The sequence below is a fragment of the Agrobacterium sp. GW821-FHT02D03 genome (assembly GCF_059421725.1).
The window spans coordinates 53255-80010 of the sequence record NZ_JBWKVN010000003.1 but is presented as its reverse complement, the minus strand read 5'-3'; the positions used below and the strand labels follow the sequence as shown (position 1 = coordinate 80010).

General features: G+C 58.2%; 24 protein-coding genes. 7 read left to right on the top strand and 17 right to left on the bottom strand.

The genetic code is table 11. The annotated features are described in order from the left end of the window. Positions 1 to 8: 8 nt before the first annotated feature. Genes AC07U5_RS22020 through AC07U5_RS22005 form a run of 4 tightly spaced genes read left to right on the top strand, consistent with a single transcriptional unit; the run spans position 9 to position 4337 of the window. Positions 9 to 1517 (top strand): sugar ABC transporter ATP-binding protein, encoded by a 1509-nt coding sequence (locus tag AC07U5_RS22020; RefSeq protein ID WP_113260207.1) that lies wholly within the window; start codon positions 9 to 11, stop codon positions 1515 to 1517. Beyond that, the gene (locus AC07U5_RS22015; protein ID WP_113260208.1) at positions 1514 to 2479 is read left to right on the top strand and encodes an ABC transporter permease; all 966 of its coding nucleotides are present in this window, start codon (positions 1514 to 1516) and stop codon (positions 2477 to 2479) included. Before AC07U5_RS22020 ends, AC07U5_RS22015 begins: the two co-directional genes overlap by 4 nt. Then, on the top strand, positions 2476 to 3417 hold the full coding sequence (locus AC07U5_RS22010; protein WP_113260209.1) for an ABC transporter permease: 942 nt from the start codon (positions 2476 to 2478) through the stop codon (positions 3415 to 3417). The genes AC07U5_RS22015 and AC07U5_RS22010 overlap by 4 nt, the downstream gene beginning before the upstream one ends. Further along, positions 3414 to 4337 carry an amidohydrolase family protein gene (locus AC07U5_RS22005; protein ID WP_113260210.1) on the top strand — a complete coding sequence of 308 codons (924 nt, stop codon included), beginning with the start codon at positions 3414 to 3416 and terminating at the stop codon, positions 4335 to 4337. The genes AC07U5_RS22010 and AC07U5_RS22005 overlap by 4 nt, the downstream gene beginning before the upstream one ends. A 52-nt stretch (positions 4338 to 4389) precedes the next feature. On the opposite strand, the gene AC07U5_RS22000 is transcribed toward AC07U5_RS22005, so the two are convergent. From AC07U5_RS22000 to AC07U5_RS21965, 8 genes are all read right to left on the bottom strand, one after another. After that, entirely contained in the window at positions 4390 to 5592 is a 1203-nt protein-coding gene (locus tag AC07U5_RS22000; protein WP_113260211.1) for an alpha-amylase family protein, read from the bottom strand. Positions 5593 to 5661: 69 nt separating this feature from the next. After that, positions 5662 to 6750 (bottom strand): substrate-binding domain-containing protein, encoded by a 1089-nt coding sequence (locus tag AC07U5_RS21995; RefSeq protein ID WP_113260212.1) that lies wholly within the window; start codon positions 6748 to 6750, stop codon positions 5662 to 5664. Between the two features lie 25 nt (positions 6751 to 6775). Further along, entirely contained in the window at positions 6776 to 7783 is a 1008-nt protein-coding gene (locus tag AC07U5_RS21990) for a M14 family metallopeptidase (protein WP_113260213.1), read from the bottom strand. A gap of 93 nt (positions 7784 to 7876) precedes the next feature. Next, on the bottom strand, positions 7877 to 8656 hold the full coding sequence (locus AC07U5_RS21985; protein WP_113260214.1) for a transporter substrate-binding domain-containing protein: 780 nt from the start codon (positions 8654 to 8656) through the stop codon (positions 7877 to 7879). Between the two features lie 37 nt (positions 8657 to 8693). Next, a complete protein-coding gene (locus AC07U5_RS21980; RefSeq protein WP_113260215.1) occupies positions 8694 to 9425 on the bottom strand; it encodes an amino acid ABC transporter ATP-binding protein in 732 nt (243 codons plus the stop codon). Next, the gene (locus AC07U5_RS21975) at positions 9412 to 10062 is read right to left on the bottom strand and encodes an amino acid ABC transporter permease (RefSeq protein ID WP_113260216.1); all 651 of its coding nucleotides are present in this window, start codon (positions 10060 to 10062) and stop codon (positions 9412 to 9414) included. Before AC07U5_RS21975 ends, AC07U5_RS21980 begins: the two co-directional genes overlap by 14 nt. A gap of 9 nt (positions 10063 to 10071) precedes the next feature. Beyond that, entirely contained in the window at positions 10072 to 10740 is a 669-nt protein-coding gene (locus AC07U5_RS21970; protein ID WP_113260217.1) for an amino acid ABC transporter permease, read from the bottom strand. Positions 10741 to 10748: 8 nt separating this feature from the next. Next, a complete protein-coding gene (locus tag AC07U5_RS21965) occupies positions 10749 to 12020 on the bottom strand; it encodes a type III PLP-dependent enzyme domain-containing protein (RefSeq protein ID WP_113260218.1) in 1272 nt (423 codons plus the stop codon). An 84-nt stretch (positions 12021 to 12104) separates the two neighbouring features. Between AC07U5_RS21965 and AC07U5_RS21960 the strand changes: the two genes are divergently transcribed. After that, entirely contained in the window at positions 12105 to 12524 is a 420-nt protein-coding gene (locus AC07U5_RS21960) for a beta C-S lyase family protein (protein WP_113260219.1), read from the top strand. A gap of 263 nt (positions 12525 to 12787) precedes the next feature. On the opposite strand, the gene AC07U5_RS21955 is transcribed toward AC07U5_RS21960, so the two are convergent. From AC07U5_RS21955 to AC07U5_RS21915, 9 genes are all read right to left on the bottom strand, one after another. Beyond that, positions 12788 to 13549, bottom strand: a complete 762-nt coding sequence (locus tag AC07U5_RS21955; RefSeq protein WP_113260220.1) for an SDR family NAD(P)-dependent oxidoreductase — start codon at positions 13547 to 13549, stop codon at positions 12788 to 12790. A 4-nt stretch (positions 13550 to 13553) separates the two neighbouring features. Next, entirely contained in the window at positions 13554 to 15236 is a 1683-nt protein-coding gene (locus AC07U5_RS21950) for an SMP-30/gluconolactonase/LRE family protein (protein ID WP_113260221.1), read from the bottom strand. Next, a complete protein-coding gene (locus AC07U5_RS21945; RefSeq protein ID WP_113260222.1) occupies positions 15233 to 16216 on the bottom strand; it encodes an NAD-dependent epimerase/dehydratase family protein in 984 nt (327 codons plus the stop codon). Before AC07U5_RS21945 ends, AC07U5_RS21950 begins: the two co-directional genes overlap by 4 nt. Continuing rightward, positions 16213 to 17295 carry an ABC transporter ATP-binding protein gene (locus AC07U5_RS21940; RefSeq protein WP_113260223.1) on the bottom strand — a complete coding sequence of 361 codons (1083 nt, stop codon included), beginning with the start codon at positions 17293 to 17295 and terminating at the stop codon, positions 16213 to 16215. The genes AC07U5_RS21945 and AC07U5_RS21940 overlap by 4 nt, the downstream gene beginning before the upstream one ends. A 2-nt stretch (positions 17296 to 17297) precedes the next feature. After that, on the bottom strand, positions 17298 to 18128 hold the full coding sequence (locus AC07U5_RS21935) for a carbohydrate ABC transporter permease (RefSeq protein WP_062597666.1): 831 nt from the start codon (positions 18126 to 18128) through the stop codon (positions 17298 to 17300). A 10-nt stretch (positions 18129 to 18138) separates the two neighbouring features. Next, complete coding sequence (locus tag AC07U5_RS21930; protein WP_062597665.1) at positions 18139 to 19065, bottom strand: carbohydrate ABC transporter permease; 927 nt, start codon at positions 19063 to 19065, stop codon at positions 18139 to 18141. A gap of 69 nt (positions 19066 to 19134) precedes the next feature. Then, on the bottom strand, positions 19135 to 20406 hold the full coding sequence (locus tag AC07U5_RS21925; RefSeq protein WP_113260224.1) for an ABC transporter substrate-binding protein: 1272 nt from the start codon (positions 20404 to 20406) through the stop codon (positions 19135 to 19137). A gap of 24 nt (positions 20407 to 20430) precedes the next feature. Next, positions 20431 to 21597, bottom strand: coding sequence for a mandelate racemase/muconate lactonizing enzyme family protein (locus AC07U5_RS21920; protein ID WP_113260225.1), 1167 nt, complete (start codon positions 21595 to 21597; stop codon positions 20431 to 20433). After that, positions 21594 to 22502: a dihydrodipicolinate synthase family protein gene (locus AC07U5_RS21915; protein ID WP_113260226.1), complete on the bottom strand. Its 909-nt coding sequence runs from the start codon at positions 22500 to 22502 to the stop codon at positions 21594 to 21596. The genes AC07U5_RS21920 and AC07U5_RS21915 overlap by 4 nt, the downstream gene beginning before the upstream one ends. Positions 22503 to 22591: 89 nt before the next feature. On the opposite strand from AC07U5_RS21915, the gene AC07U5_RS21910 reads away from it, so the two are divergent. Both AC07U5_RS21910 and AC07U5_RS21905 read left to right on the top strand, forming a co-directional pair. Then, complete coding sequence (locus AC07U5_RS21910; RefSeq protein WP_113260227.1) at positions 22592 to 23530, top strand: 2-dehydro-3-deoxygalactonokinase; 939 nt, start codon at positions 22592 to 22594, stop codon at positions 23528 to 23530. A 66-nt stretch (positions 23531 to 23596) separates the two neighbouring features. Further along, a complete protein-coding gene (locus AC07U5_RS21905; protein ID WP_113260228.1) occupies positions 23597 to 24223 on the top strand; it encodes a GDSL-type esterase/lipase family protein in 627 nt (208 codons plus the stop codon). Positions 24224 to 26756 lie beyond the last annotated feature (2533 nt).

Sequence of the window (26756 nt, the reverse complement as noted above, 5' to 3'; positions counted from 1 at the left end):
AAGCCGTCATGACGGATCTAAAACCCCTGCTCGAAGCCAGGCAGGTGTTTCGGGGCTTTTTCGGCAATCCGGTTCTGAAGGGCGTCGATATCGCCCTTTATGCGGGCAGGGTTCACGCCCTGCTCGGAGAGAACGGTGCGGGCAAGTCCACTCTGATCAATCTGCTGTCCGGTGCTCTTCAACCCGATAGTGGGGAGATCGTCATCGATGGTCAGTCAGCGGGGCGCTATAGCCCCGCCTCGGCCAGAGCGGCTGGTATCGCCGTGGTGCAGCAGGAGTTGAGCCTGACTTCGAACCTTTCCATCGCCGAGAATATCGGCCTTGGAGCCTTTCCTCGCCGATTTGGCCTGATCGACTACGCCGCCCTGTTTCGTGGTGTCCGTGAGGTCTGCGCCATGGTCGGGCTCACGGAACCTCTCGACATGCCCGTGGCCGACCTTTCACTCGGCCGCAGGCAGATGGTGGAAATCGCCAAGGCGCTGTATCGCAAGCCACGCGTGCTGATCCTGGATGAACCGACCTCCTCGCTCTCGGCACACGAGGCCGGTATCCTCGCGGATCTTATGGTGACGCTCAGGGATCAGGGCACAGCTTTGCTATACATCTCCCACCGCCTCAACGAAGTTCAAGCTCTCTGCTCGCATGTCACTGTCCTTAAAGACGGAAAGGTGACGGCGAACCAGTCTTTGTCGGGCATAGATGGCGAAGGATTGGTGCGCCTGATGGTCGGGCGCGAAACCGGCGATCTTTTTCCGCCACGATCCGCCGCTAAGCCCACGGTAACCCGCATCATGGTCGAAGGTTTTTCTGCCGGCGCGGTCAAGGACATCTCCTTCTTGGGACGGACCGGCGAGATTGTCGGCATCGGTGGCCTGGTCGGACAAGGTCAGGAAGATTTGCTGCTCGGCCTCTATGGCGCAATCCCGGCGAGGGCAGTGAAGGTCGAGATATCCGACAAGAAAGGGCTTCCTCGGCATGTAGAAGCAGCCAATGCAGCCGGTATTGTCTATGTGCCCGCAGACAGGAAGCATGAGGGGCTGGTCCTTCCCCATTCGATAGCATCGAACATCATTCTTCCTTCGCTTGGCCGCCTCGCTCGTCATGGTCTGCGTGACCGTCGTGCAGAGAGTGGGCTCATCGCCGATCTCGCGCGGCAATTGACCATCAAGGGAGATGTCGGGCGGCCCGTCCAGGCTCTTTCAGGCGGCAATCAGCAGAAGGTGGGTCTTGCAAAATGGCTGCCGCTCAATCCTTCCATTCTTCTTCTCAATGACCCGACGCGCGGCGTCGATATCGAGACGAAACGTGAAATCTATCTGATGCTGCGAAAGTTCGCGGCAGAGGGCCGGCTTGTGATCATCGCCAGCTCAGACACGCCCGAGCTGGTCCATCTTTGCGACCGTGTGGTGGTGTTGCGCGAGGGCCGGGTCGCGGCCGAACTCGAAGCCGACACCATCAGCGAAGAAGCCATTGTCGGCGCGGCAATGGGCGTGAAACAGACTGGAGCGGCCGCATGACTGTCATATCATCCTCGGATCGGCTGTACCGCGCCATTCAGGGCCGGCGTAACCGCGGCCTTGGCGGGCTCTACCTAGTGGTTGCGGCCTTCGTCGTTCTCTATGCCATCCTGTTCCCCGGCATCCTGTCGATGGGGGGTTTTGCGAAATTTACGCAAAACTGGTTTCCGCTCGCTCTTGTCGCCATGGCGCAAGCGCTGATGATGCTGACTGGAGGTATCTCGCTCGCAATCGGTCCATTGGTCAGCCTCGGAGCTGTGATTGCGGCAACGACAATGGACGGATCGCTCGGCGTCGCAGCCGGCGTGGCGGCAGTTGCGCTGACCGGACTTGCCATTGGCGCGGTAACGGGCGTCATCGTCGCGCATCTGCGATTGCCCGCCATCATCGTTACCCTTGCGGGCTCCTTCATTGTTACCGGCGTCGCCCTCATCCTCTTGCCGAGGCCCGGCGGCTTCATTCCGGACTGGCTGGCGGATGCCCTTGCAGGCCATACGCCAACGGCCTTCTTTCTCCTGGGGTTAATTCTGCTGACGTGGAAGGCGTTTCTTGCAACGCCGCTTGGACTCGGCATTTATGCGGCAGGCGACAATCCTGTCGGCGCATTCAGAAGCGGCATACCGGTGGAGCGGACCAAGATCGTCGCCTTTGCGCTTTCCGGTCTTCTGGCATGTCTTGCAGGCCTTTTTGTTGCCGCGCAGACGGGTTCAGGAGATCCGATCATCGGCACGCCGTTCACCTTGAACTCCATTGCGGCCGCGGTACTCGGTGGCGTCGGGTTTCTTGGTGGAAAGGGCACTATGCGTGGAGCGATCTGCGGCAGCCTGCTTCTTTCCGTCATGATCAACGTCATGTTCTTCCTCGGTTTTCCGCCTGTGGCGCAATATGTGGCGCAGGGCCTGATCATTGTCAGCGCAGTCGCTGTGCCCGAGTTAATTCGCGCCTGGAGGGCAAAGCGATGAACATCGTTCGATCTATCTTTCGCAATCCAGCGCTACTCACCTTCATTCTGGTGGTGGCTGTCTGGGTCATTGCCAGCCTCACCCTACGTGGTTTCGGCAATTACGGACACCTTCGTTACCTTCTGGAACTAGCTTCCGTCATCGGCATCGCCGCCGCGGGGCAAACACTTGTCGTCCTCATGGGTGGGATCGATCTCTCCGTCGGCGCGATCATAACGGTCACTGCGATCCTGCTGCCGCTAATTTCCCCGGCATGGGACCCGACAGGTCTTGTCGGCATAGCTCTCGCTGTCGCCATCGCGATGGGCATAGGCCTTCTCAATGGCGCGGGAGCAGCGTTCCTCAGGGTGCCGCCGATCATCATGACGCTGGCCATGGCAACCTTTCTTCAAGGCCTGCTCGTCATCGTCGCCGGCGGAAGCGCCGTCACGGTCAGCAATCCGGCGGTGATCCTGCTTGGCCAGTCCAGACCGCTCGGCATTCCGGCCGGCATTCTGCTCTGGGCAGTCGTCTCGGTCGTCGTTCTCTTTCTTATCCACCGTATGCCGATCGGTGCACGCTTCCTCGCCATTGGTGCGAATCCGCTTGCTGCGCGCCTTTCGGGCGTTAGCCTGACCCGCAATACGTTGCTGCTATACTCGCTTTCTGGCCTGTTTGCAGGCGTCGCGGGCGTGCTTGTGCTCGGCATGAACAGACAGGGTTATGTCGGCATCGGCGACCCCTATCTGTTGACCTCCATCGCCGCAGTGGTGCTCGGCGGGACGTCCATTCTCGGCGGTCGCGGAACCTATGCGGGGACCATACCCGGCGCCATTTTGCTCGTGACGACGACAGCGCTCATCACGGTCGTCAATGCCTCACCGGGGTGGCGCTCCATCATGTTCGGCGGCCTCATCCTCTCGCTCCTACTCATTTCCGGCAGAGAAGCGCGCAGATGAACCGACGTTATGAGGGACCGGTGATAGATCCGCATCATCACCTCTGGGATCTATCACTCAATCGCCATCCCTGGCTGAAAAAGGCGCGTGGCACCGGTGGCGAGATGATCTTCGGCAGCCTTACGCCGATCCTTCGCGACTACGGTGTGGAAGAATACCGAAGAGACGTTGCGAACCAGAACATAGTAGCGTCCGTACATGTCGAAGCCGGCTGGTCGGACGATCACCCCCTCGATGAGACCCGCTGGCTCGACAGCCTCGATCGTAGCACGGGCGTTGCCAGGCGCTATGTCGCACGGGTTCCACTCGATAGTCCGGACGCCTCCCGGCTGATTGCGGCCGAAGCGGAAAATCCGAATGTTATCGGCGTCCGTGACATCGTGAGCTGGCATCCTGATCCGGTAAAAAGCTTTGCCCCACGCGCCAATCGAATGAGTGATACGGTATGGCGGGAGGGCCTCCGTCACCTTTCCCGCCACGGCCTCGTCTTCGACCTGATGCTTTATCCTTGGCAGATGGAGGAGGCTCTTTCTCTTGTTCGAGACTTTCCCGAAACACTGTTCGTCGTAAACCACGGCGGTAGCCCGGCGGACAGAAGCAAGAATGGCATGGCGCTGTGGCGCGATGGCCTGCGAGCGCTCGGCGGCCAGCAGAACGTCAGGCTGAAAATATCAGACCTCGTCGCCTACGATAACAAATGGACATTCGAGAGCCTGTCGAAAGTGATCCACCACTGCATTGAGTGTTTCGGCGCGAACAGAGCCATGTTCGCCAGTGATTTCCCGGTCGCAGGGCTGCATGGATCGCTCGACGAGATATACGAGGTTTTTCGCAAGGCCGCTGAGCCCTTTTCGCTGGAAGACCAGCGGGCGTTGTTCTTTTCGACAGCCAACGAAACCTACAGGCTTGGGCTCGAATAGCGGCATTGATCGGGAGGAGGCTGGCCGGCCCCCTTTCCTCACTTTCCAAGGTCTACGCGATGACTATGCTCGGCCCGAGCGAGCCGATGGCCTCACGAACCCAGTCGAGCCGAGGCGCGGGGATCAATCCGTAGTTATAGAAGTTGACACCTTCCGCACCCGCATCGATCGCGGCCTTCACGCGCGCTTCGAGAATGGCCGGACCCTCTACCTCCGGATAGAAGACCCGCAGGCCGACGCCGAGGAACTTGTCTGGACCAAGTGCAGCGCGACCAGTCTCAATCACATCGGCCACCGCTTCCGGGCTTGCGTCGTAGCAGCACAGTATGGCGCCATCACAAAGCTTTGCCACGGCGGGAAGATCTACACCACCAAGCCACCCGTCCTTGAGGTCGATCAGGACGATACGGGTCGCAGGATGCGCAGACGCCTTGATCTCGCCGATTAGGCTGGTCACTGGTTCCGTTCGCCACTGCAGGAAGGCATGGAGTTCAGGGTACCCACGAAAAACATCGATCCCCCCTGCTGGGAAATTCGGAAACTGGACTTCCGGAACAGCGCGCTCGCAAAGCTCGGCAATAAATCTTGAGACCGTCTGCTGCGCGCGATCAACGGGCACACCGGCCTTTAGCGCACGCGCCGTACAATGCTCGCAGAAGCAGAGGGAAAGAAGGAAATCGTCTTCCGCATTGAGGCCCACTCCATCCTTTTCGTGGTGGTATTCATGGGCAAATCCCATGAAATTGGGGCTTTCCAGCTCCAGCATATCGGGCTTGTAATTGGTGGTTATATCCTTGACCAGCGTCACGACATAATCGCGCGCGGCAGGGCTGGAAGGGCACAGATTGTAAAAGTTTGCGTTGCCGAACGCATTGCGCGTCACATGTTCCGGGTGGAGCATGCCAAGGCGACTATTATGCAAGCAGACCGTCCAGCACGACACGCCAAGTCCCGTCTCGTAGAGCCCGTCAACCAACGCCCTCAACATGTCACCGCGCTCGGTGAGATTATTGGCCACCAGGGGCCGAATCTCCTTGCCGGACCAAAGCGCCTCGTCGGTCTGGAAATAGACCGTTCCATCTTCCGGAAAATATGCTTTCTGCGTCGGGCTACGCGGCTGGAGGAAGCGACCGGCATGGTAGGAGGTGGCAAGGCTGACCGAATTCAGCCCAGCTCGCCCCTTGATCTCGTTTACGAATCTCTCAACACCTTGGTCCTGAATGTCCCAGGGATAGGTCCATATCGATCGATGCATTTCATCCTCGTAGAACTTACGGGCCTCGATGAACGACGCCTGGATTGGGTAAAACCGGAAGGACGGGCTTCAAAGGCTCCCGCGCCTGATAACCCTCAGAGGCAAGCGGCGCGTCCTTTCGGCATTTTTTTTGCCATCGGACAGACTGTTGAGAATCATTTCGCCGGCGATCCTACCGAGATCTTGCGTGTCGATACCGATCATGGTCAGGCCGGGGGGTATCTCCGCAGCGATTTCACTATCGCCGAAGCCGATCATCGCCAGGCGCTCGGGAACAGCAATGTGCTGCCGTCGAGCCTCGGCCAGGCATCCGAACGCCAGAAGATCGTTAGCGCAGAAGATCGCCTCGACATCCGGGCATTCCGCCAGCAACCGGGTGAGAGAGGCTGCGCCATCGGATGGTCCGACGATATCTCCGCCAAGAGCAACCCCAACAAGATCGAGACCGAATTTCTGACATCCGTTCTTGAAGCCTTGGAGGCGCAGTGCGCCTCGGCCGCCACGCCGGCCGATATAGGCCACTTTCCGATGCCCCTTCTCCGCCAACTCGGTTGCAGCAAGCAAGCCGGCCTCGGTATTTGAAAATCCGACAAGCATATCGATCGGGTCCCGCGGCAGAGCCCACGTCTCCATGATCGGAATTCCGAGATTTTTCAGGATATCGCGGTTCTCCTCGAGTTCGATGACGCCGGTGAACATGACCGCAGCCGGCTTCAAGGCCTGCAGCGAGCGGATAGCCGCGGTCTCACGGTCGTAGGAATATGCGGTCTGTCCCACGAGAAAGAGATATCCGGCCTTCTCCAAAATGTTGCCGCAAGCATGCAATGCCAGTGAAAACTGCTCGCTGAACATGTTCGACGCAAATGCCATGACCACATTGGAGCGTCCGCTCCTTAATGCACTGGCAAAGGGATTGACCCGATAGCCGGTTGCTTCGACGGCCTGCTGTATCCGGGCCCGCTTCTCGGCACTCACCTTTTGAGGTTTGCTCAATGCACGAGAGACGGTAATCGGCGCGACGCCGGCCATGCGTGCAACATCACCAATGCTAACGGCGTCAGTGGACTGGCCATCATCAGGTCCGGCCGGTGGCTTGGATATGCGAACGACGTCATCATAGATTACGTCGTCTACGCTCTTCAATTTACCCTTTGCCATGAATTCTCCGGCTTCGACGTGGCTTCTAGCCTTTGATTAATTGGCCAACTTGCATGAGGCAATCGCCGTTTTCGCAATGAGTGTGGAGGCGCCGGGAAATGACAACGCCCGACACCTGGAAGCGAAGTTCCTCTTCCTTCTCGGACAGGCGTTCAAAGTCGTGATACCAGCCGGCGACATCTCCGGCCTCGACATTCGCGCCGACATCGACTGCCGGCTCGAACCATCCCGTGCGGTTCGCATAGATTGCCTGGTCATGTGAATTGAGGCTGAGAAGACGGGTCTCCTGGACCTGCAAATGGCTGGGCAACACGGGCGCCTTGGTCAGGCCAGCGGCCATCAACAGGTTGTTGATCGCAAGCGCCGTCATGGACATGGTCTGCGGCGTCACGCTGCCACCGCCGCCGAACTCTCCGCTGATACCGATTGCGCCTGCTCGTGCAGCGGCTGCCATCGAGGTCGGTGCATCAATGCCGTTCCTTGCAATGAACGCGTAGGGCATGCCGAGCGCATTGAGCAGCTTCACGGCCTTGGCGTGCCGGTCCGCGTCGTCGTTTTCCTCGATCAGGCCGGTCGGCAGATGCGCCATTGAGGTTCCGCCAGAATGCATGTCAAAGACGATGTCATAACCGGGGAAGAGTTCCCGCTCGAGGAAATTGGCCATCCGACTTGTTGGAGTGCCTTCCATGCTGCCCGGGAAGGCGCGATTGAGATTTCCTCCGTCAAGCGGTGAGCAGCGGCGTGCCGACATCACTGCAGGCATGTTCGCGAATGGTATGATCGTCAGCCTGCCGGTAATGTCGGCCGGCTCGATGCTGCGGATGAGGCGCTTGAGATTGATCTCCCCCTCATACTCGTCACCGTGGTTCCCCGCCATCAGCAAGATCGAGGGACCGTCGCTGTTCCGGATCGTGCAGATAGGGGTCCGGACATGGAAATAGGGAGAGCGATCGACCGAGAATGGCGCCGACAGCCAGCCCAATTGCTTGCCCTCAGCGTGGAAATCAATCGAATGGAATAGTCCGGTATGCATGAAACACCTTATCGTCGCGTGGCTTTACCCTGCGCGCTTTCAATCTCGGTCTGTGCTGGGCCCGCCAAAGACGGGCCCCGCTTTTGGGTGGGATCACATATGAGGAAGGGTCTGTGCTTCCTTGAAGAAAGTCATTTGCAGCTTGGCCAGATCACCGTTCATGTTGTGGAAGAAGAGGAACGTGTTGATCCAGTTCAGGAAGTTCTGCTCGCCCTGCTTGACGCCGATATGGGCCGGCGACAGGCGGATGCGGTAGGCGATGGAGACGTTCTTGCCCGGATTGTCATCTGCGACCTTGACCGCGATCGCGCTGTTTTCTGCGAAATAGTCCGCCTGGCCTGCGAGAAACGCAGAAATCGCGGACGCGGTGTCCTCGAAGCGGATGAGCTTTGCTTCCGGCGCATTGTCCGTCAGCCAGGTATCGAGCGTCGAGCCCTTGGCAACGGCGATCTGCTTTCCGGCAAGGCCTGCGACGCTGTCGATCTTCTCGCCCTTGCCGCCGAAGACGCCGAGGCTGACGGCGGCGTAGGGCTGCGAGAACATCACCTGCTGGGCACGCTCCGGAGTTGCACCGGCGGCAGCGATCAGAACGTCGACCTTGTCGGCGAGAAGGCTGGGGATACGGCTTGCGCCGGTGAGAGGCACGATCTCAAGCTCGGCATTGAGGTCCTTCGCCATCATCCGCGCGAGTTCGACATCGAGGCCGGTATCCTTGCCCTGACCATCCTTGTAACCCCAGGGTGCAGCATCGAGCAGGACGCCGACGCGCAGCTTGCCGCTCGACGTAACATCGACCAGCGTGTCGGCCAGTGCCGGAGCGGAAAGAGCGGCGGCAATCGTGGCCGCGGCAAGGATACGCTTGAACAGTTTCATGTCATTCCCCTTGTTGCGTTTGAAATTTCTCAACCGATCAGCGTGCGTGATGACCGATGAAGCTTTTGAGTTCCGGCGTTTGCGGATCGGCGAACAGCGCCTTGGGATCTCCCTGTTCCCAGACCCGGCCCTGGTGCATGAAGACCAGTTTCGTCGCGACGTTGCGGGCGAAGCTCATCTCGTGCGTAACGAGAACCATGGTTATGCCCTGTGCCGCCATCTCCTCCATCACCTTCAGCACCTCACCGACCAGTTCGGGATCGAGCGCCGAGGTGACTTCGTCGAAAAGCATGAGATGCGGCGACATGGCGAGGCAGCGGGCAATGGCGACGCGCTGCTGCTGTCCGCCGGAGAGCTGTTCCGGATAGGCGTTCAACTTGTCGGCAAGACCGACGCGCTCGAGAACCGACAGGGCCAGTTTCTTGGCCGCTCGCTTGTCCGTCTTGCCCGTCAGGATTGGGGCGAGCGTCACGTTTTTCTCGATCGTCATATGCGGGAAGAGATTGAACGCCTGGAAGACGATGCCGACCTTCTGCCGCATCTGCCTCAACCCGTCCATATCGGCCGAGACCGACTGCCCTCCTAGCAAGATCTCGCCGGAATTGATCGTCTCCAAGGCATTGATGCATCTCAGGAGCGTGCTCTTGCCCGATCCGCTGCGGCCGATAATGGTGACGATCTCGCCTTTTTCGACATCGAGCGAAACGCCCTTGAGCACTTCCAGCGGTCCGTAATTCTTGCGAACATTCTTGATTTCAACGAGCGCCATTGAGCCGCGCCTCCAGGGTCCGGGACCAGGTGGTCAGTGGGAAACAGATGGTGAAATAGATGGCCGCCACCAAGGTGTAGACGAGGAGCGGTTGGAAGGTGCCCGCACTGATCATCTGGCCGGCACGCGCAAGCTCGACCAGGCCGACAACGGAGGCGAGAGATGTGTTCTTGATCAGCTGGACCAGAAAGCCGACGGTTGCCGGAAGGGCGATGCGAAAGGCCTGCGGGCCGATGATGTGGACGAATTGCTGCAGCCAGGAGAGGCCGAGGCAGGCTCCCGCCTCCCACTGGGCCTGGCGAACCGCCTGTATCCCACCGCGCCAGATATCGCCAAGGAACACTGCTGTGTAGATCGTATAGGCCGCACCGACGGCAACGACCGGCGGCACATCCCTGACGACGAGGACCGGAATGCCGAAATAGAAGAACATCAGGAGCCCCAGAAGCGGGATGCCCTGGATGAGTTCGATCAGCGCGGAGGCGATGGTGCGCATGACCAGCGAACCGCTGGTGCGCGCAAGGGCGAGACCGAGCGCGAGCGGCACACCGAAGGCAAGCGCGATCGCAGCCATAAGGAATGTCCATTCGAGCGCAGTGACGAGAAAGATCAGGTCGGAAAAGGAAAACTGGCGCATGATCTGGACCTATCTTCGGGTTGGCCAGCGAAAGACGACCCGCCCGAAAAGCGCGAAGACAATTTTGAACAGGATGACGAGAGTGAAATAAATGCCGCAGGTCAGCGCATAGACTTCAAAACTGCGATAGGTGCGGCTGTCGATAAAGCCTGCCGCGTGAAACAGCTCGTCAGCAGAAACCTGCGAAGCGATCGATGTTCCGAGCAGGAGCAGCACGAATTGCGACGTCATAGACGGGTAGATGTTGCGGATGGCCGGCGGAAGAACGATGCGTGACAGAACCTGCCAGCGAGTGAGACCAAGACACAGGCCCGCCTCGATCTGGCTGCGCGGAATAGAGCTGAGGCCGGAGCGCAGGATCTCGCTGGTATAGGCGCCGAAATAGATCGACAGGGCGACGATCGAAGCCTGGATTGGCGAGAAGCGAAGGCCGATACTGGGCAGCACGAAGAAGATGATGAAGATTTGCAGCAATGCCGGCGTGTTGCGGATCACCTCGATATAGGCACGCACGGCGATGCGCGCCGGCTTCGGTCCGCTGCGCAGGATGACCGCACCGGCAATGCCGATCAGAAGTCCGATCGCTGCGGCCGAGACAGTGAGCAGCAGGGTCGTCAGCACGCCGTCGATGAACTGGTTCTCGTAACGCCAGAGCGGGCGAAAATTGAAATTGGGCATCGCCGCTCCTAATGGAAGAAGGTTCGGTAAAGACGCTCGATCCGGCCCGATGCATCAAGTCCGTAAAAGATGCGCCAGCGGTCGAAACAGGTGCAGGGATGCGAGATTCCGAACTCGATGACATCCCCGATGGCCAGTCCGGCAGCGTATTCAAAGGATAGGAAAGCATGCTGATCATTGAGCTTGGTAACATTCGCCGAAGGCGCGAGATTGGGCTCGACCGGCATTCCGTTCCGGTAAACCCGCAGCGCCACAGGCATATCCTGATCGAATGAGACATCCCGCATGCCCATCCCGACTATCGCGAGCCCCGGTTCTGGAACGGAAATCACCTCTGCCCAGATGCGCATGGCGGGCTGGAACGTTTCGGATGCCTTGAATTTAACGCCATCCGAGATCAGCAGCCCGCGCTCGTCGATAGACTGGAACCCGCGTTTGTAGACACCGTGGTCGGAGAAGAATATGGCGCCGCTGCGTAGCAGCAGCGTCGCATTTCCGTCTGCATCGCAAAGCGGCACCAGGGCTGCGATTACGCGGTCGAAATGGACCGAACCACCCGCCGAAACAATCAGCGCTCGTTCGGGATGAGCCTGGCGAATGAGCGCGAATGTTTCGACAACAAGATCAAACAGGGTAGCCATGTTCGCATCGAGTTTTTCAGGCGTCGCTCCAATCACGGAGCCTTCATAAGTCGAAACACCAACCAGCACGATTTCCGAACTGGTCGAAAGGATATCGATGATCTTGCTTGCGGCCTCTTTCGTGCGCGCGCCGGTACGCCCGGCACCCACCTCAACGAAGACCTTGAGGGAATTGCCCAAGCGACCTTTAAACGATTGCACCAGATTGGTCGCCGCCTGCGCGGAATCTGCACAGCAGGTGATTTCGGCCTGCGGGAATGCGTCAACAAGCATTCGCAAGCGCCCTGCCGCCGCAAGGCCACCGATCTGGTTGGCGATCAGGACATTCTGGACACCGGATCGAAGCAGAATTTCTGCCTGAAAGAGATCTGCGGCTGTCGCGCCTGATGCGCCGGCATCAATAAGATCAATTGCAATTTCGGGGCACATCGGCGTCTTAGCATGCGGCGCGACGTTTGCTCCAAAGGCCGAGATAAGCGCGAGAAAACGATCCCGATTACTGCGGTAGGTATCTAGGTCGACAGTCAGGAGAGGCAGGGCAAGCGAACCGTCCGTCGGCTTCGAACCAATGATATCCGATTGCTCGTTGAGTTCCGGCTGATCGCCGGATTGTTCCCGAAGAGATAAATAAGAACGCATCTGGTCCCAGTGGTATCGTTGTCATTGGCAATCCTTGTAGCATCCTATGGTAACGTTGTCATCCGCATTTTGAAGAGCTGGCGGATGCGCGAGACCTTTTCAGCCTCACGGCTTGGTATGGTGGACAGCGTCAATATTATCGGACTTGAAGCGACGCTTGCGGCGTACACGCAAGATGGTGAGTGGAAAACTGCGATGCTTCGATATCCCGAATCTAACCGAGACTTCCTGTCGGATGAGATCAACCGCCGCTTCCCATCGATCAATGTGATCAAGGCCGAAGGCACGTTTCTTGCTTGGCTGGACTGCACTGCCCTTAAGCTGGAATCTGATCCACAGACCTATTTTCTCGGGAATGGCAAAGTCGGCTTTAGCGCCGGTTCCGAATTTGGTCCCGATTATGCCAATTTTATTCGGCTGAATTTCGCCTGCCCACGCGCACTTCTGGTAGAGGGTTTGGATCGTATCGAGAGGGCGTTGAAAGCTACCAACAGTCGACCCTAACGCCGAGACACTTATCCGGAGAGGACTTCTCCATCGTCTGGTCCAGTAAGCCAAGCACCGACCGCTGCTCATAGTGCTCTACCTCAGCGAGACGGTCGTCATCCGCTACACATCTCTAAAAGAACCAGCCTGCAAGTTCGTCGCAACATATGCGACAATCATGAGATCGGCGGAAGGCATCGACGCGAAGCAGCGTCGGCTCTTGGCAAGGCCAAGTAGTGTCCATTTCGTAAAGGTTGCCGCTCAGTGTTGCCGGCAATCAGTCAATATCCTCCGGTTAGTAGTATGCTCTCCCCGGTCATAAAACTGCACGCCTGAGAGGAAAGGAAGATAGCGGCGCCGACGAGTTCCTCCGCCTGTCCTGCACGGCCCATCCAGTTCAGCGTCCGCACGTAATTTTCCCAGCCTTCCGGATCCTCGTCACGACGGTGGGCGTTGCGGTCGGTGTCGATAAGACCAGGGGCAAGTGTGTTGAGCAAGACATTATCACGCGCGTAATCACGCGCCTGGCTTTGAATCAGATTATGCTGCGCAGCCTTTGTCGCTGCGTAGGCGGTAACGATACCTTTTGGTCGAACTTGATTGACCGAACCAATAGAAACCACCCTGCCCCATTTGCGAGCCGCCATACGCGGGAGAACGGCTTGCAGCATCTCCACTGTCGAGCCCAGATTGACCGCCAGCTGAAAGGCAAGATCTTCGGACGTCAGTTCTGAGAGCAAGGCGTTGATCTGCGCGCTGGCATTGATCACTAGAATATCGATAGGAGCAATTGCTTCGGCCCGCTCAACCAGATCACGACCGGCACCGGGCTCGGAGAGGTCGCCTGCCAGTTCATGCACTGCACCGCCGCTTGCGGCGATCTGGCGTTGCACGGCTTCAGCAGCTCCTGGCTTTACGCCATGGAGGATGACGCGAGCGCCCGCTCCCGCCAACCCCTGCGCAATGGCGGCGCCGATGCCGCGGCTCGAACCCGTGACGAGTGCCGTACGGCCTTTCAGTCCAAAGACACTTTCGAGCTGCATCTATTTATCCTTTGAAGACAAATATGCCGGCGCCGGTGGTTCCGGGGCGGCAGGAGAATAGTCCGCCGGAGAGCGGCGCGTCGGCAAGCGTGGACGCCGGCAGGCGCGTACGTGCACTTGTGATGAAAAGTGTCGACAAATCTGGCCCGCCGAAAGCGATGCTGGTGGGGCGTGGAACCGGCATATCGATCACCTGATCCAGCTTCCCGCTAGGAAGGTACCGGCGCACCGACCAGCCGTCCCAAATCGCGCACCAGACGCCTCCCTCTGCATCGACAGCAAGACCGTCGGGCCGACCGTCAGCGACAGGGATGCGCGCGAACTCGCGACGGTTCGACAGCGACCCGGTCAATGGGTTGCAGTCGTAGGCGTGTATCAGACCAGGGACAGTGTCAACGAAGTAGAACGTCCCCCCATCGGGGCTCCAACCGAGGCCGTTGGAAACAACGATTCCGCTCTCTTTTGGTTCGAAAGCTCCATCAGAATTAATACGATAGAGCGCACCCGTGGGCTTCGATGCATCGATGCGCATCGATCCGACCCATATTGCCCCATCGGGCCCGCATTTTGCGTCGTTCAGACGATTGTCGGCAATGTCCGCCTCCGGGCTGACAAATGGCGTCAGCCGTCCGGAAGCGAAATCGAGCCATTCTAAGCCGTCCTGCGACGCCACGAGCAATCGTCCTCCGTTGACCGGGATGACCGCACTGACAAGCTTCCCGGTCTCACAGGTTTCGTTGCGCCCAGTGGCCGGATCGAAGCGGTGCACCGCCGGATGGAGAATATCCACCCAGTACAGGGCTTGTTCCCCCTCGTGCCAGGCTGGGCTCTCCCCCAGTTGGGCACCCCAGGGTAGCGTGCAGCTGAGCTCAGCGTTAGGGCGACCCGTTGCTGAACGCGGGCGTGGTCGTGAGCTGATCGCCACTGCCCCGGCTGCGCCTGTGATCCGCCGAGCAGCGGCAATCAGTTCGCGACCAGTGGGATGAATATTGGAGGGATCGAGCCGCGATGACGGCCCCAATGCGACGAGCACGCCCATTGGCGTATTGTCGCGGCCCATAACAGGGGCAGCCACCGAATTTACTCCGGGTAGATGCTCCTCATAAGAAATTGAATACCCTCGCGCCCGCGTCAATGTGAGATCGGCCTGTAGCGCCTCAAGGGTGGTGATGGTTTTGGCTGTCTGCAAGTCGAGCGCCAAGCGATCCAGCAGGCTACGACCAACTGCGGGATCCTGGAAGGCGAGTAGCGCCTTGCCTGGCGCCGTGCAATGAAGCGGAACGCGACGCCCCACTTCGACGCGCACTGAAAGACCATTCGGTGAGCGCTCCGCGAGATACTGCGTCATCGTGCCGTCAAGCTTGCAAAGCGCCACCGTCTCCCCGAGTTCAGCCGCGAGCCGCTCGAGTTCCGGCGATGCCGCAGAGACGAGATCGAAGCTCTCCCAGACCTTGTGGGACATTTCCAGAAAGCGCTGGCCGAGAACATAGGTGCCACGTGCCTCATCCTGGCGGACGAGACCATACGCGATGAGCGTGCGTAGGATTCGCGCAAAGGTCGGCTTTGGCAGACCAGACGCGCGCAACAGATCCGCAAACCTTAACGGCTCCGGCGCGTCGGCAACCATGTCAAGCAGCGTCAGTCCCTTGGACAGCGCTGCCGTGCCACCCGGCGTCTCCGGTTTCATTGCCCCTGCTCCATCGCGCCTCGCCGCCGCCTTGCGGCCGCCGCGTCGTCCAGCATCCGGTCCATCGTCCATTGCGCTTCAAACCCCAAGGTGTTCCTGATCCGCTCGTTGGACGTATGGTAATAGACGCCGTCGCCGGGAAAATCGACTGTCACGATGGGAAGGCCGGTCAGCGACGAAATCTTCGGCAGAAGCGCCGCAAAATCCACCGGTTCATCGGCACCCAGATTGAAGGCGCCACCTGCGGCCTTCGGATGGTCGAGAGCGAGCAAGATGCCCGCCACCATGTCACGTGTATCCGTTATATGCATGCGGAACGGTCGGCCGTTTTCATTTCGCGCGAGTATATGCGAAGGCTCTCCAACATCGTGGGATTGCAGCAAGTCGGCGACGGCTGTGTTTCCAAGACTCTGTTGCTGGCGAATGCGCGGCCGCAGGAAAAACCGCGGCCCAGAAAAGAAGCTCTCCTCATCGAGCAGTTCCGCAGCATCCTGCGTATGAGAGAAACGCAGGATAACGGTTTCCATGCGTCCAATCCGCTGATGAAAGTGGACCAGCTCTTCTCCCAGCAGCTTCGTAAGACCATAGGGCGAATTTGGCCGAAGCGGGTGATCTTCGGTAATTGGTAAGAATTCCGGACGGTTTTCCGGGTACACCTCACCGGTAGAAGCAAAGACAAACCGCCGCACTCCAGCCAATGACGCCGCGTCCAGAAGCCTACCTGTGCCCTCGACATTGGCAGCAAACATGCGGTCGCGATCAGCGGCCAACCAAGACATGAAAGCTCCTAGATGCAGAACATCGCTCACGCCATCCATGGCTTTGAAAATAGCCTCGGCATCTTCGAGCGAACCAACGATTTCCTCGCCCCCGGTTCCAGACGGCCTCAAATCAAGGCCGCGAACGATGCGGCCCCGTGAGCGCAATGCCGCGACCACGGCGCGTCCGACACGGCCTGCCGATCCGGTGACAAGGATCATAGCCGTACTCCGGTCTTCGCGTCGAAGAAGTAAAGCTGAGCAGGATCGAAACCAAGCCTTAGGGCCTCATTGCCAGGAAGATTGCCGGTGTGGGAGACGCGCGCTATCAGACCCTTTGACTTACCGTCTTCTCCATCGGCTACCCTTGCGGCTTCGTCGTCGAAGTAAACGTACTTCTCCGACCCCAAACTTTCCACCAGTGTCGGGCGGACGGTGAACGTCACGGGCGCTTCGGCCAGGGTCAGGTGCTCAGGTCGCAGACCGACAACCACATTGCCCTCACGGGCCTTCGCAGATGGCATGGTGATTGTTTGACCAAACAGTTTTAGAGCACCGTTGTGTAGCTCCGCATTCAGAAAATTCATACCCGGCGAGCCGATGAAACCGGCAACGAAGAGATTGGCCGGATTGTTGAAAAGCTCGTCCGGCCCGGCGATCTGCTGAATGACGCCGCTCTGCATGATAACCACGCGGTCCGCCATGGTCATGGCTTCCACCTGATCATGTGTGACGTAAACTGTGGTGACGCCGATGCGTTTGTGCAAAGCGCCGATTTCGGCACGCATGTGGACACGTAGCTTTGCGTCAAGGTTGGACAAGGGCTCATCCATTAGGAAGGCCTGCGGCTGGCGCACGATAGCGCGACCAAGAGCGACGCGCTGACGCTGGCCCCCGGAGAGGTCCTTGGGCTTACGATCGAGATAGGGCGTCACTTCCAGAATGCGCGCCGCATCGTTTACACGGCGGTCGATCTCAGCCTTGTCGGTGCCGCGCATCTTCAGACCGAAGCCAATATTCTGGCGCACGGTCAGATGCGGGTAAAGTGCATAGTTTTGAAACACCATGGCAATATCGCGGTCTCCGGGCGCAAGATCCGTGACGTCGTTATCACCGATAAAAATTTGTCCCCCGCTCGCCGGCTCGAGACCAGCAAGTATTTTCAGCATTGTCGACTTGCCGCAGCCCGATGGTCCGACCAGCACCACGAACTCCCCGTTCTCGATTTCGAGCGAGAACGGCCTGAGCACATTAAGGGCACCATAAGACTTGCTGACGTTGCGAATGGAAATATTGGCCATGCTTATTTCTCCGCGCCAGCGGTCAGGCCGCCGACCAAATAACGTTCAAGGAACAGGTAGATTGCGATGATCGGCAGCGCGATGAACACGGATGCGGCGGAAATGTCATTCCAGTAGGTGACGTATTCGCCTTGCATCGTGGTGATGCCGAGATTAGCCGTCCAATTGTCCGGCGAGTTGACGAGAAAGGTGCGGGCATAGGCATAGTCGGCCCAACTCAGCACGAAGGCATAGAGTGCGGTGGCGGCCAGACCGGGCGTTGCGATGGGAAGCACAACGCGCACCATCGCGCCAACTGGTGAACAGCCGTCGACCATGGCGGCCTGTTCCAGTTCTTTAGGAATCGTATCGAAATAGCCTTTTAGCATCCATGTGGCGAACGGAATGATCATAGTCGAATGCGCCAGCACCAGCGTCCACAGGCTACCGATCAGGCCGAAGCTGGAGAAGATCGAAAACAGCGGTATGACCAGCAAGGTTGCGGGCAACATCTTCGCTGTCAGAACGAAGAGACCCATAGTCGCGCCGCCCCTCATGGAATAACGCGATAGCGCGTAACCGGCGCTGACCGAAACCAGCATCGACAGCGCCACAGAACCGATGGCCGCCAGCATCGAATTCCAGAGCCAGAGCAGGATAGGTTTTGCGGCCCAGACACGGGCGAATATGTCCCACTGCGCGTCTTCCGGCCAGAAGGTCGGCGGCAGTCGGTATAGCTCATCGGTGGTGGATAGCGCCGTGACGAGAAGCCAGTAGACCGGGAAGAGGATCATGACCAGCGTGAAGATGACGGTCGCGTAGAGAGCAAGGCTCTGTAAAAATGTCCGTTTCATCAAAGCCCCCTCAATAGATCGATTTCGAACGCCGGCCGAGCATCAACAGGCTCGCGACGATGCAGATCACCAGCGTCAGCACGCCGACGGCGGCGGCGCGGCCGAAATTGTGATACTGGAAGGCCTGGTCATAGGTCATGATGGACAGCGTCTGCGTCGAACGCAGCGGCCCGCCACCGGTCAGAACCTTGATGATCGAAAAGTCGCGGAACACCCACAGCAGCGTCAGCACCAGCGTCACGCCTAGAACCGGCATCAACAGCGGCATTGTGATCCAGCGGAACCGCTGCCACACACTCGCGCCATCCACCTTGGCGGCCGCGTAATAATCAGCGGGAATGGATTGTAGACCGGCAAGGCACATGATCGACACGAAGGGAAAGCCCTTCCACACCATGGTAATGGCAACGGCCCAAAAGGCCGCCGTGGAACTGCTGACCCAAGGTATCATCTGGTCGGTGAAACCGAGCTTGATCGACAGCCAGCCGAACAGGCCAAAGGAGGTGTCGAACATCCACGCAAAGATGACAACCGCAATGATCTCCGGCACGGCCCAAGGCAGTGCCATTCCCAGCCGCGCAACGGCTCGCCCCTTGAAGCGATTGTTGGCGAGAAGCGCCGTGCTCAGACCAACGGCAACGCTGCCTGCGGTGACGACAATCACCAGCTTCAGCGTTACCCAACACGCCAACCAGAATTCCGGCGACGAAAACAGCCAATTATAATTGGCAAGGGAGAATGGACGGCTAGCCCCGCCAAGCCTCGGTATCTTGACCTGCTGAAACGACAGGTCGATGGCCAAAACGAGCGGCCAGACGATGATGGCGGCAACCATCAGGACCGCGGGCGCGATCAGGATATAGCCGAGGAGATGTTGCCGGCTGGGACGCGCAAGATCGAAAAACTTGCGACGCCCAGCCCGAACGGGTTCGGTCATGGATGGTCCTCCTGCCGGATGCGAATGATGGCCACAGCCCGTCAAATGGGCCATGGCAAAACGACGGGATTAACCCTTAATGGCTTCGGCCTTTGCCTGCATGGTTTTGGCCACTTCTGCCGGATCGAGATCCTGAATGATCATCCTCTGGCTTTCTTCCATCACCATCTTGCTAAACTCATTGTAGAAGAGCTCAAGTCCAGTCGGGATGCGGTCGATACCCGCATCGGATGCGGCCTTCATCGTCTCGATCAGCACAGGGAAATGCGGGATGGTCTTTTCCACGCCCGAGACGTCGGCAGTCGGGCTTGGCGGCGTATTCCCGCCGAGGGTGGCGTAGCTGCGCTGGAATTCTGGTGACATCGTCAACTTGATGAAATCCCATACGAGGGCTTTCTGGTCGTCGGGGATATCAGCCGGCATTGCCAGCACGTTGGATGAGCCGCCGAGCGGCGGGTGAAGCGGCGGTGCGACATAAACGATGTCAGCCTTGGCCGAACCCTTTTCGGTTGTACCGTAGAGCCACGGTCCATCCAGCCGCATCGCCATTTTGCCATCTGCAAAGAGCTTGCGCACGTCGCTGGCGCTCATATCCACCGGGCTGACGCCGCTCTTCATCACGGTTTTCCAGCGTGAAAGACCCTCGACCATTTGTGGCGTGTCGATGGTGATGTTGCCATCCTTGTCCGTCCAGTAGGCTCCGGCGTCGAGGATGTAGTTCAGCATCTCTGTCAGATACTGGCCCGGACCGCCCTTGGTTTCATGGCCAGTGCCGAACTGATCGACAATGCCGTCGCTGTTCAGATCTTTCGTTGTCGCTTTCGCAGCGGCCAGGAACTCATCATAGGTCTTCGGAACCGCAACACCTGCCTCTTCCAATATCTTTTTGTTGTAGGCCATTACGAAACCGAAATAGTTGGTCATGATGCAGACGGTTTCACCATTCCATTCGCATTTCTGCTGTCCAGCCCAGCCCTTCATGTCGACGCCGTCCTTCTTCAGCCAAGGATCAAGAGGTTCGAGCCACCCGCTATCGGCAAACATCTGAAACTCGAAAGACGCCAGATGCACGATCTGCGGTGGCTGATTGGCCGCAAAAAGCGTTGTCATCGTATCCGCGTAGGAGCTACGCTCAGCTTTGGTAAATTCGATCTTCACGCCCGGATGCTGCTGCTCAAAGGCGGCGATGGCGGAACGCCACCATTCGCCGGTACCGGCATCATCGGTTTGCCAAGAAATGAATTTCAGCACGGTATCGGCCATGGCAGGCGCGAATCCGCCCATTGTCATCAGCATCGCGGTCGCTGTGCCAAGCGCCAGCTTCTTTATTCCTTTGGTCATGGGTTCCTCCTCCAGAAAACCAGTTCAGATACGTTCAATAAGTGCGAGTGCCGCCTCCGACGGCTTGACGCCAAGTCCCGGTCCGGAAGGCAGGTAGTAGCTGCCTTCGCGGCAATCCATGTCGCCCGCAAGCAGGCGGCGGTTGGGTTCGAATATCGAGTGCTGAAACTCATGTCCCTTCAGGGTCGGTAATGTCGAGGACGCCTGCAGGCTGGCGGCGAGGAAGATGCCCGCACCAACGGTTGCGTGCGGGATGACATCGATGCCTTGCTCGGCCGCAAGAGCGCCAATGCGGACGAAATTGGTGATGCCCTTGTGTCCCATCTCCGGCTGCACGATGGAGATGCGGCAGCGCTCGACCCGGGCGCGCATGTCCCAATGGGTGCGCCATTCCTCGCCAACGGCAATCGGAACGTCTGTTCCCTTCGAAACCTTTTCCAGTCCGCCTATGTCTTCGGTCCAGACCGGAGCTTCTGCAAACCAGGGGTCGAAAGGTTTCATTTCGGCAATGAGTTCAAGCGCCCGTTCCGGCGTCTGGTTCCAGTGCATGTCGGCGGCAATCTTTGCCTGTGGGCCGAGGACCTGCCGAAGGTTGGCGATTTCGGCCGCCGGGCCATCGTCAGCCACCGGTGTGGCGAATTTGAAAGCATCAAAACCACGATCCTGCCAGTATTTTGCAAGGTCGCCCCGCGCCTTCAATGTCTTTTCAGGCAAACCGGAAACATAGGCAGGGAAGCTTTCCACACCTCCGCCAAGAAGCTCGCGAACCGATTTCCCAGCTTCCTGCCCGGCGATGTCCCAAAGCGCAATGTCGAGTGCGGCGAGCGCATCGACGTAAAATCCTCCGGTATATCCGCGCACCCGCATCATATCGTATAAGTCGTCATAGATGGCAGGCGGATTAGACGCATCACGCCCGATCACGAAACCGGCCAGAAGATCGTTGATCAAAGCCGCCACCGCGCCTGGAGCAACGATCCCATAGGTCTCTCCCCAACCTACAATGCCGGCCTTTGTCGTCATGCGGACCAACACGCTCCGGTCAAACGTGGGATATACAGTCCGATTACCCTTGCGAACGATGTAACCATTGGGATTGACCACCTCCCCTTTACGGAGCGCGCCGAGATAAGGAACCTTTCGCGGCTGCGTCAGCGTGAAAACTTCGATGGTTGCGACGGGGCTATTCATGCGGCCTCCGGTGTAACAAGACCGAGTTCGACCAGATTAGCGTCAATATCGGCAATGGCTGCCGCATCAAGTTCGGGTGTTGGAGCGCGCACGCTGAGGCTATCGATCACGCCGCGACGGGCCAGCACATATTTGGTCAACCGCATGCGGTAAACCGCCTGTAGTACCAGAAGCGGCAGGGTGCGGACATAGATCCTGCGAGCATCCTCATGCCGCCCGGCAACAAGTGCCCGGTCAATGGCCACATGCTCTTCGGCGATCTCCAGAGCGGGCATCGCGGCCGTAGCACCTCGGGCATATTCGTCGAGAATGTAGCGAGCGCCCCCGCCCCCGATAACACCCTTAAGCGTTGACGGCGCATTGGTGATGATGTGGCTGATAGCTGGACCGGCGGGAAGGGTTTCCTCCTTCACGTACGTGACCTGCGGCAGGGCGTTTACAATCTCCACGATCGCCTCAGGCGAGAGGTCTGAGCCGCGGGGTGCAGGCGCGTTTTGCAAAATGATTTCTACGTCAGGGAGCGCCTCAATGATTTTGCCTAGGAAGTCGATCAATGCAGATGCATCCGTGCCGACCGACTTGGGCGGTTGGACCATGAGGTGCCGGATGCCAAGCGACGATGCAACGCTCCCATGCTCGACGACCTCGCGCCAGTCGGCCGCACTCGCTCCTGCCACCACCGGGACCTTCTCGGACACAGCATCAACGACGATGTTCAGCAACGCGGCGCGCTCGGCTGCATCGAGCGTCTCAACTTCACTTGCAAACCCAGGGAACACGACACCGTCCACGCCTTTATCCAGCGCGAAGGTCACGAGGCGCTTCATACCAGCCTCGTCAACACTGCCATCGTCCAAGAATGGGGTCGGCAAAACGGGCAATATCCCTCTAAGGCGAGCAACCATGGTCTACCTCCATATTAGGTATCATATTTTGATACCTCGATTTCACTAATTGACACTACATATCGCGGCGCTTTATGACAAGCCCCAAGATGAACGAAAGAAGAGTGCGAGACATGGCGGCGGGAACAGCGACATCAATTATCGTGGATTGGGGAACGACCTCTTTGAGGGCAGCCCTTGTCGGAGAAGGCGGCGAAGAACTTGATAATCTCGAGACCGGCAGCGGCATATCAAGTCTCGTTGAAGGCCAACACGAGGCCGCGCTCATGGATGCGCTTGCACCCTGGTTCTCGAGCCACGGAGCCTTGCCGGTTGCCGCGCTGGGAATGATTACGAGCCGAAACGGTTGGGTCGAGGTTGCCTATGTACCGTGTCCCGCGGGGCCCAGGGAACTTGCCGCCGGAGCCATTCGAAGATCGCTACCAAACGGCTCCGATCTCTTCTTTTTACCCGGTCTCAATGACCCAGCCCGAATGCCCTTTCCCGATGTGATGCGGGGTGAAGAAACCCTGATCGTGGGCTATGGTCTCGAAGAGGACTCTACGCTCATCATACCCGGCACCCACAGCAAATGGGCGCGCGTGAAGGAGCAACGGATCGATGGCTTCCAGACATTCGTGACAGGTGAAATCTTCAACTTGCTCATCAATCATTCCTTCATCGCCCGAGGATCTGCGCAGCCGCCGGTCGACGATCCGGATGCCTTTCGCTGGGGCCTGACAGAGGCCAAGCAATCCGGCGCCATGTTGTCACTGATGTTTTCGGCGAGGACCGGTGGGCTCGCTGGCCGGCTTTCGCCGGAGCAGCTGCGCTCTTATGTGCGGGGGATGGTCATAGGGCAGGAGTTTCGCCAAGCTCGCGAGGCAGGATGGTTCACGGAGGGAGATGATGGAAAAATCGTCGGAAATGACGGGTTGAACGATCTCTATCTTGTTGCCGCAGAGGTCTTCGGGCTCAAAACTTCGGTCGCCGCGGATGACACTCTGGCGAAAGGAGCGCTAGCTATTCTTGCGCAAACGCCGTCGTGACCTTGATCATTAGCCTGTTGGCAGCTCTTGCCGACATCTCGTCAACATAGATGTTCCAAGGACACCATGTACGACTTCCCACCTAGTATAGGCACCAGTCGCCACGAAAACGATATCGTTGCCATTCTCGCCCGCCTTCAACGTATCGGTCTTCCAGACAACCCGATCGCCTTGTACGGCTCCTCGTCGTTCCGAATATGGAGCTCTGTCGCAGAGGATCTTGGCTCCCTAGATATCGTCAATCTCGGGTTTGGTGGCGGCACTTACCTTTCTGCTTGCCACTACCTGGACAAGCTTCTTGTCCCACTGAACCCAACCAAGGTACTGCTGTATTTCGGAGAGAACGATATAGCCAGCGACGGTCTTAAGGCCGAAACAACCCTTCAGCACCTACAGGATCTGCGTCATCGTATATCCCAAGCATTGCCGCGCGCGGAGGCAACTGTGCTGGCGATCAAGCCAAGTCCAGCGCGCTGGATCTATCGCCATGAGTTCGGCCTCTTTAACCAGCAGGCTCAAGACTGGTGTCATAATTGCGAGCAAACAACCTGGCTGGACCCTAACGCCGGTCTCCTCGGAGAAAATGGGTTGCCAATGTTCCGCTATTACTTGCCGGATCTGGTTCATCTGAATACGGCAGGGTACGCGGTTTGGTCTGAGGCACTCAAAAAATCTCATAGCTTGCTGAACTGAGGTCAGTCGACCCATCCACAATCTAGTCTTGGACAGGGATGGATCTGCAGTGTGCGGCACGGCCAGGATAGGTCTTTCACTACCTGCGCCTGCACATCGTCTACGGGGGAGTGGTCCTGCGGCGTCGAGCGGCCAACGACGGGATGCCGCCGGATTAGGTTTTCGTTTCATTTACGGTCCGAAGAGTCTTGAAGTCATCTTCACAGGCCAGGCTCTTTGGGTCACCAGAACCTCAAAAAGAGAATGATGAAGCCTGCGCAGATCCCTATCCCAAACTCGTCGAGCGATGCGATACAATGATCTCTGCGGGTGCGGTGGTTGGGTCCATTATCCATAGGCATCAACGATAGACCCCCTTTCGTTTGCTGCTTACCGCTCAGGCTCAGCTCTAGAAATACATTCTAGCCAAGGGTCAGGTTGAACGCATGCCGCTGCAACCACATCCGGGGCTTCGTCTTCCCGCGCATTTTGACGTCGCTTGGCCTTAGGAATCAGTCGCGATAGTTCTCAGGTTAGATTTGCCACTCGAAGTGGGAGGTAACTGTCTATTTCGCTCCAATGCACCGCTCATGATAGTCACCTTGCATCGAGATGGTATTCTTCTAGCGCGCGCTCGTCATTAGGTCGGTCAATATGAAACTCAGGTCGGTTGAGTAGGGAATTTGTTGCAAACCTTGTCAGCTGACAAGGTAGCGAGCGGCCAGTATATCCTCTCAGAGACTGCCCCAACCTTGTCAGCTGACAAGGTTTACCCTTAGTTGACCCGAACCCGCCTACCCGCACGTCGAATTTTGTCGGCAGCTCTCCTGCGTCTATTGAAACCATCCGCGCTCCATTAGATCGCGAGATCACCGGAACGATCACTTCAGACAGTGGAAGACGGTGCCTGGCTCACGTGAAAAACGACGCATATGAAGTCCGACTTCACCTTTTGACAGCACGGAACCCGAAGCGCACAAAAGGGCACCGCGCACTTCTTGTCTGACTCATATAGGCAAACTCAGGTCGCTCAACCTGACTACCACGCGAATGACCCGGCTCAAATTAAAATCGATGCTCGCAACGACCTAGAGCACCGCTTCATACGACGAGCACAGGCTACGAGTCCCCAAGGCGGCGTCGCAGAGCCCTTCCCTCTATCAATCATCGCATTCGAACCCGCCAGGACGCTAGTCTTTACTACATTACGCACAATCCGAAACCAATTCGCATTTCTTCGATGACCCCTGCATCCGTCATTTTCGCGAGTAAACCTTCGGCACTTCATTGCGCGACCTTACGCGACGACCCCTCCACTCCACTCCCAGACATTTCGCATTCTGCTGTCCATTGCATCTTTGATTTGAACATGAGAACCTCTTGGCGATCGGGCTAGAACCTACGAGACACCCCCTACCCAGCCCTCCACCGCCACTTGCCTTCTGGGAACCGCATCTACTGCGGATTGAGCGCTTGCTCTGATGTGGCGCCCGGTCGCCAGATCCCGCTGAACACGCGGGTGTTGTCAATTTTTGCCGCGCCCGGACAGATGTAGTGAGCATCAATCGGCCTAGCCGCGAGGAGATACCGTGGTTCTGGTCATCCGACTTCGTTTTCGTTAGACTAATTCACTGGCGAGTAAGCCAACCGGGCAGCTCTGCACATCGATCATCGGGCCGTCATTCAGGTCCTTGACGCGGAGACCAGCAACTTCGCTTCGCCGACGTCCGCCACAAACAAAGGCGACTATCTGTATCGCCCGGTCCTCGCCTTCGCGGAGGCTAAAGATGGCGTAGATTACTCTCGGTTTCGCCAACACAACACCTGAGGCGGCCTTGGGCACTCTCGCGGCGGCGCTCCCCGGAACAGTACGGACTGACTGAAAAATGCTCGCTTAAGCGTAGGGGAGGTGAGGGCAATCAACACCGGGAGCTGGTGGAGGTCAAACCCATCACATCGCGTTCTCGCTGCGCCATCAATGGCGAGGCGCGTGGCTCCATCGTCGGTCAGCAGCTCGGTGGGCAGGTGTCTGGCGTCATGACACGAAAGTACTCGATCTTTCCGACATTTGAGAGCATAGGCTGATAAGGGATGACTAAAGAAATTGCCAAGCATTACACGTTGAAGACTGCGGTTGCTGTCAGCCCGGCCGGCGGCAGCGACCCATCCATGAGGCAACGCGTAACAGGGATACACGCATGGTTCTCTACCGCGTCTCATCTGATCCCACATCGACAACGGCTCACCGGCAACATCGCCTGGGTCGCCAATCATCTCCGGCCCCAGAGCCATCGCACTGTGAACACATTCGCACCGGCCTGCTGCCTCTTCGCCAAGAGACCAGCGTGCCGTCGCGCCGCGGTCCGCAGCATCTGGAAAGATCCAGGCGTTTGCTGTATTGCTCTGGCTACGTTTCAGCGGCCATAGTGGTGCTCAACCCCGAAACCAGTCGTGTCCCGGCCAAGACGATGATGAGCTGGTGGCAGTCATGCCTTGGGAATGAAATCGAAAGCCATGGCTGAAAGGCCCAAGCGCTGATCTACCTTGCTTAATG

Coding starts and splice junctions, on each gene's coding strand:
- AC07U5_RS21935 (WP_062597666.1), bottom strand. CDS start 18,128: ATGAAACGGACATTTTTACAGAGCCTTGCTCTCTACGCGACCGTCATC.
- AC07U5_RS21985 (WP_113260214.1), bottom strand. CDS start 8,656: ATGAAACTGTTCAAGCGTATCCTTGCCGCGGCCACGATTGCCGCCGCT.
- AC07U5_RS21915 (WP_113260226.1), bottom strand. CDS start 22,502: ATGGTTGCTCGCCTTAGAGGGATATTGCCCGTTTTGCCGACCCCATTC.
- AC07U5_RS21955 (WP_113260220.1), bottom strand. CDS start 13,549: ATGCAGCTCGAAAGTGTCTTTGGACTGAAAGGCCGTACGGCACTCGTC.
- AC07U5_RS21950 (WP_113260221.1), bottom strand. CDS start 15,236: ATGAAACCGGAGACGCCGGGTGGCACGGCAGCGCTGTCCAAGGGACTG.
- AC07U5_RS21995 (WP_113260212.1), bottom strand. CDS start 6,750: ATGGCAAAGGGTAAATTGAAGAGCGTAGACGACGTAATCTATGATGAC.
- AC07U5_RS22015 (WP_113260208.1), top strand. CDS start 1,514: ATGACTGTCATATCATCCTCGGATCGGCTGTACCGCGCCATTCAGGGC.
- AC07U5_RS22010 (WP_113260209.1), top strand. CDS start 2,476: ATGAACATCGTTCGATCTATCTTTCGCAATCCAGCGCTACTCACCTTC.
- AC07U5_RS21930 (WP_062597665.1), bottom strand. CDS start 19,065: ATGACCGAACCCGTTCGGGCTGGGCGTCGCAAGTTTTTCGATCTTGCG.
- AC07U5_RS21945 (WP_113260222.1), bottom strand. CDS start 16,216: ATGATCCTTGTCACCGGATCGGCAGGCCGTGTCGGACGCGCCGTGGTC.
- AC07U5_RS21970 (WP_113260217.1), bottom strand. CDS start 10,740: ATGCCCAATTTCAATTTTCGCCCGCTCTGGCGTTACGAGAACCAGTTC.
- AC07U5_RS21925 (WP_113260224.1), bottom strand. CDS start 20,406: ATGACCAAAGGAATAAAGAAGCTGGCGCTTGGCACAGCGACCGCGATG.
- AC07U5_RS22020 (WP_113260207.1), top strand. CDS start 9: ATGACGGATCTAAAACCCCTGCTCGAAGCCAGGCAGGTGTTTCGGGGC.
- AC07U5_RS21975 (WP_113260216.1), bottom strand. CDS start 10,062: ATGCGCCAGTTTTCCTTTTCCGACCTGATCTTTCTCGTCACTGCGCTC.
- AC07U5_RS21905 (WP_113260228.1), top strand. CDS start 23,597: ATGTACGACTTCCCACCTAGTATAGGCACCAGTCGCCACGAAAACGAT.
- AC07U5_RS21965 (WP_113260218.1), bottom strand. CDS start 12,020: ATGCGTTCTTATTTATCTCTTCGGGAACAATCCGGCGATCAGCCGGAA.
- AC07U5_RS22000 (WP_113260211.1), bottom strand. CDS start 5,592: ATGCATCGATCGATATGGACCTATCCCTGGGACATTCAGGACCAAGGT.
- AC07U5_RS21910 (WP_113260227.1), top strand. CDS start 22,592: ATGAACGAAAGAAGAGTGCGAGACATGGCGGCGGGAACAGCGACATCA.
- AC07U5_RS21980 (WP_113260215.1), bottom strand. CDS start 9,425: ATGGCGCTCGTTGAAATCAAGAATGTTCGCAAGAATTACGGACCGCTG.
- AC07U5_RS21990 (WP_113260213.1), bottom strand. CDS start 7,783: ATGCATACCGGACTATTCCATTCGATTGATTTCCACGCTGAGGGCAAG.
- AC07U5_RS21940 (WP_113260223.1), bottom strand. CDS start 17,295: ATGGCCAATATTTCCATTCGCAACGTCAGCAAGTCTTATGGTGCCCTT.
- AC07U5_RS22005 (WP_113260210.1), top strand. CDS start 3,414: ATGAACCGACGTTATGAGGGACCGGTGATAGATCCGCATCATCACCTC.
- AC07U5_RS21960 (WP_113260219.1), top strand. CDS start 12,105: ATGCGCGAGACCTTTTCAGCCTCACGGCTTGGTATGGTGGACAGCGTC.
- AC07U5_RS21920 (WP_113260225.1), bottom strand. CDS start 21,597: ATGAATAGCCCCGTCGCAACCATCGAAGTTTTCACGCTGACGCAGCCG.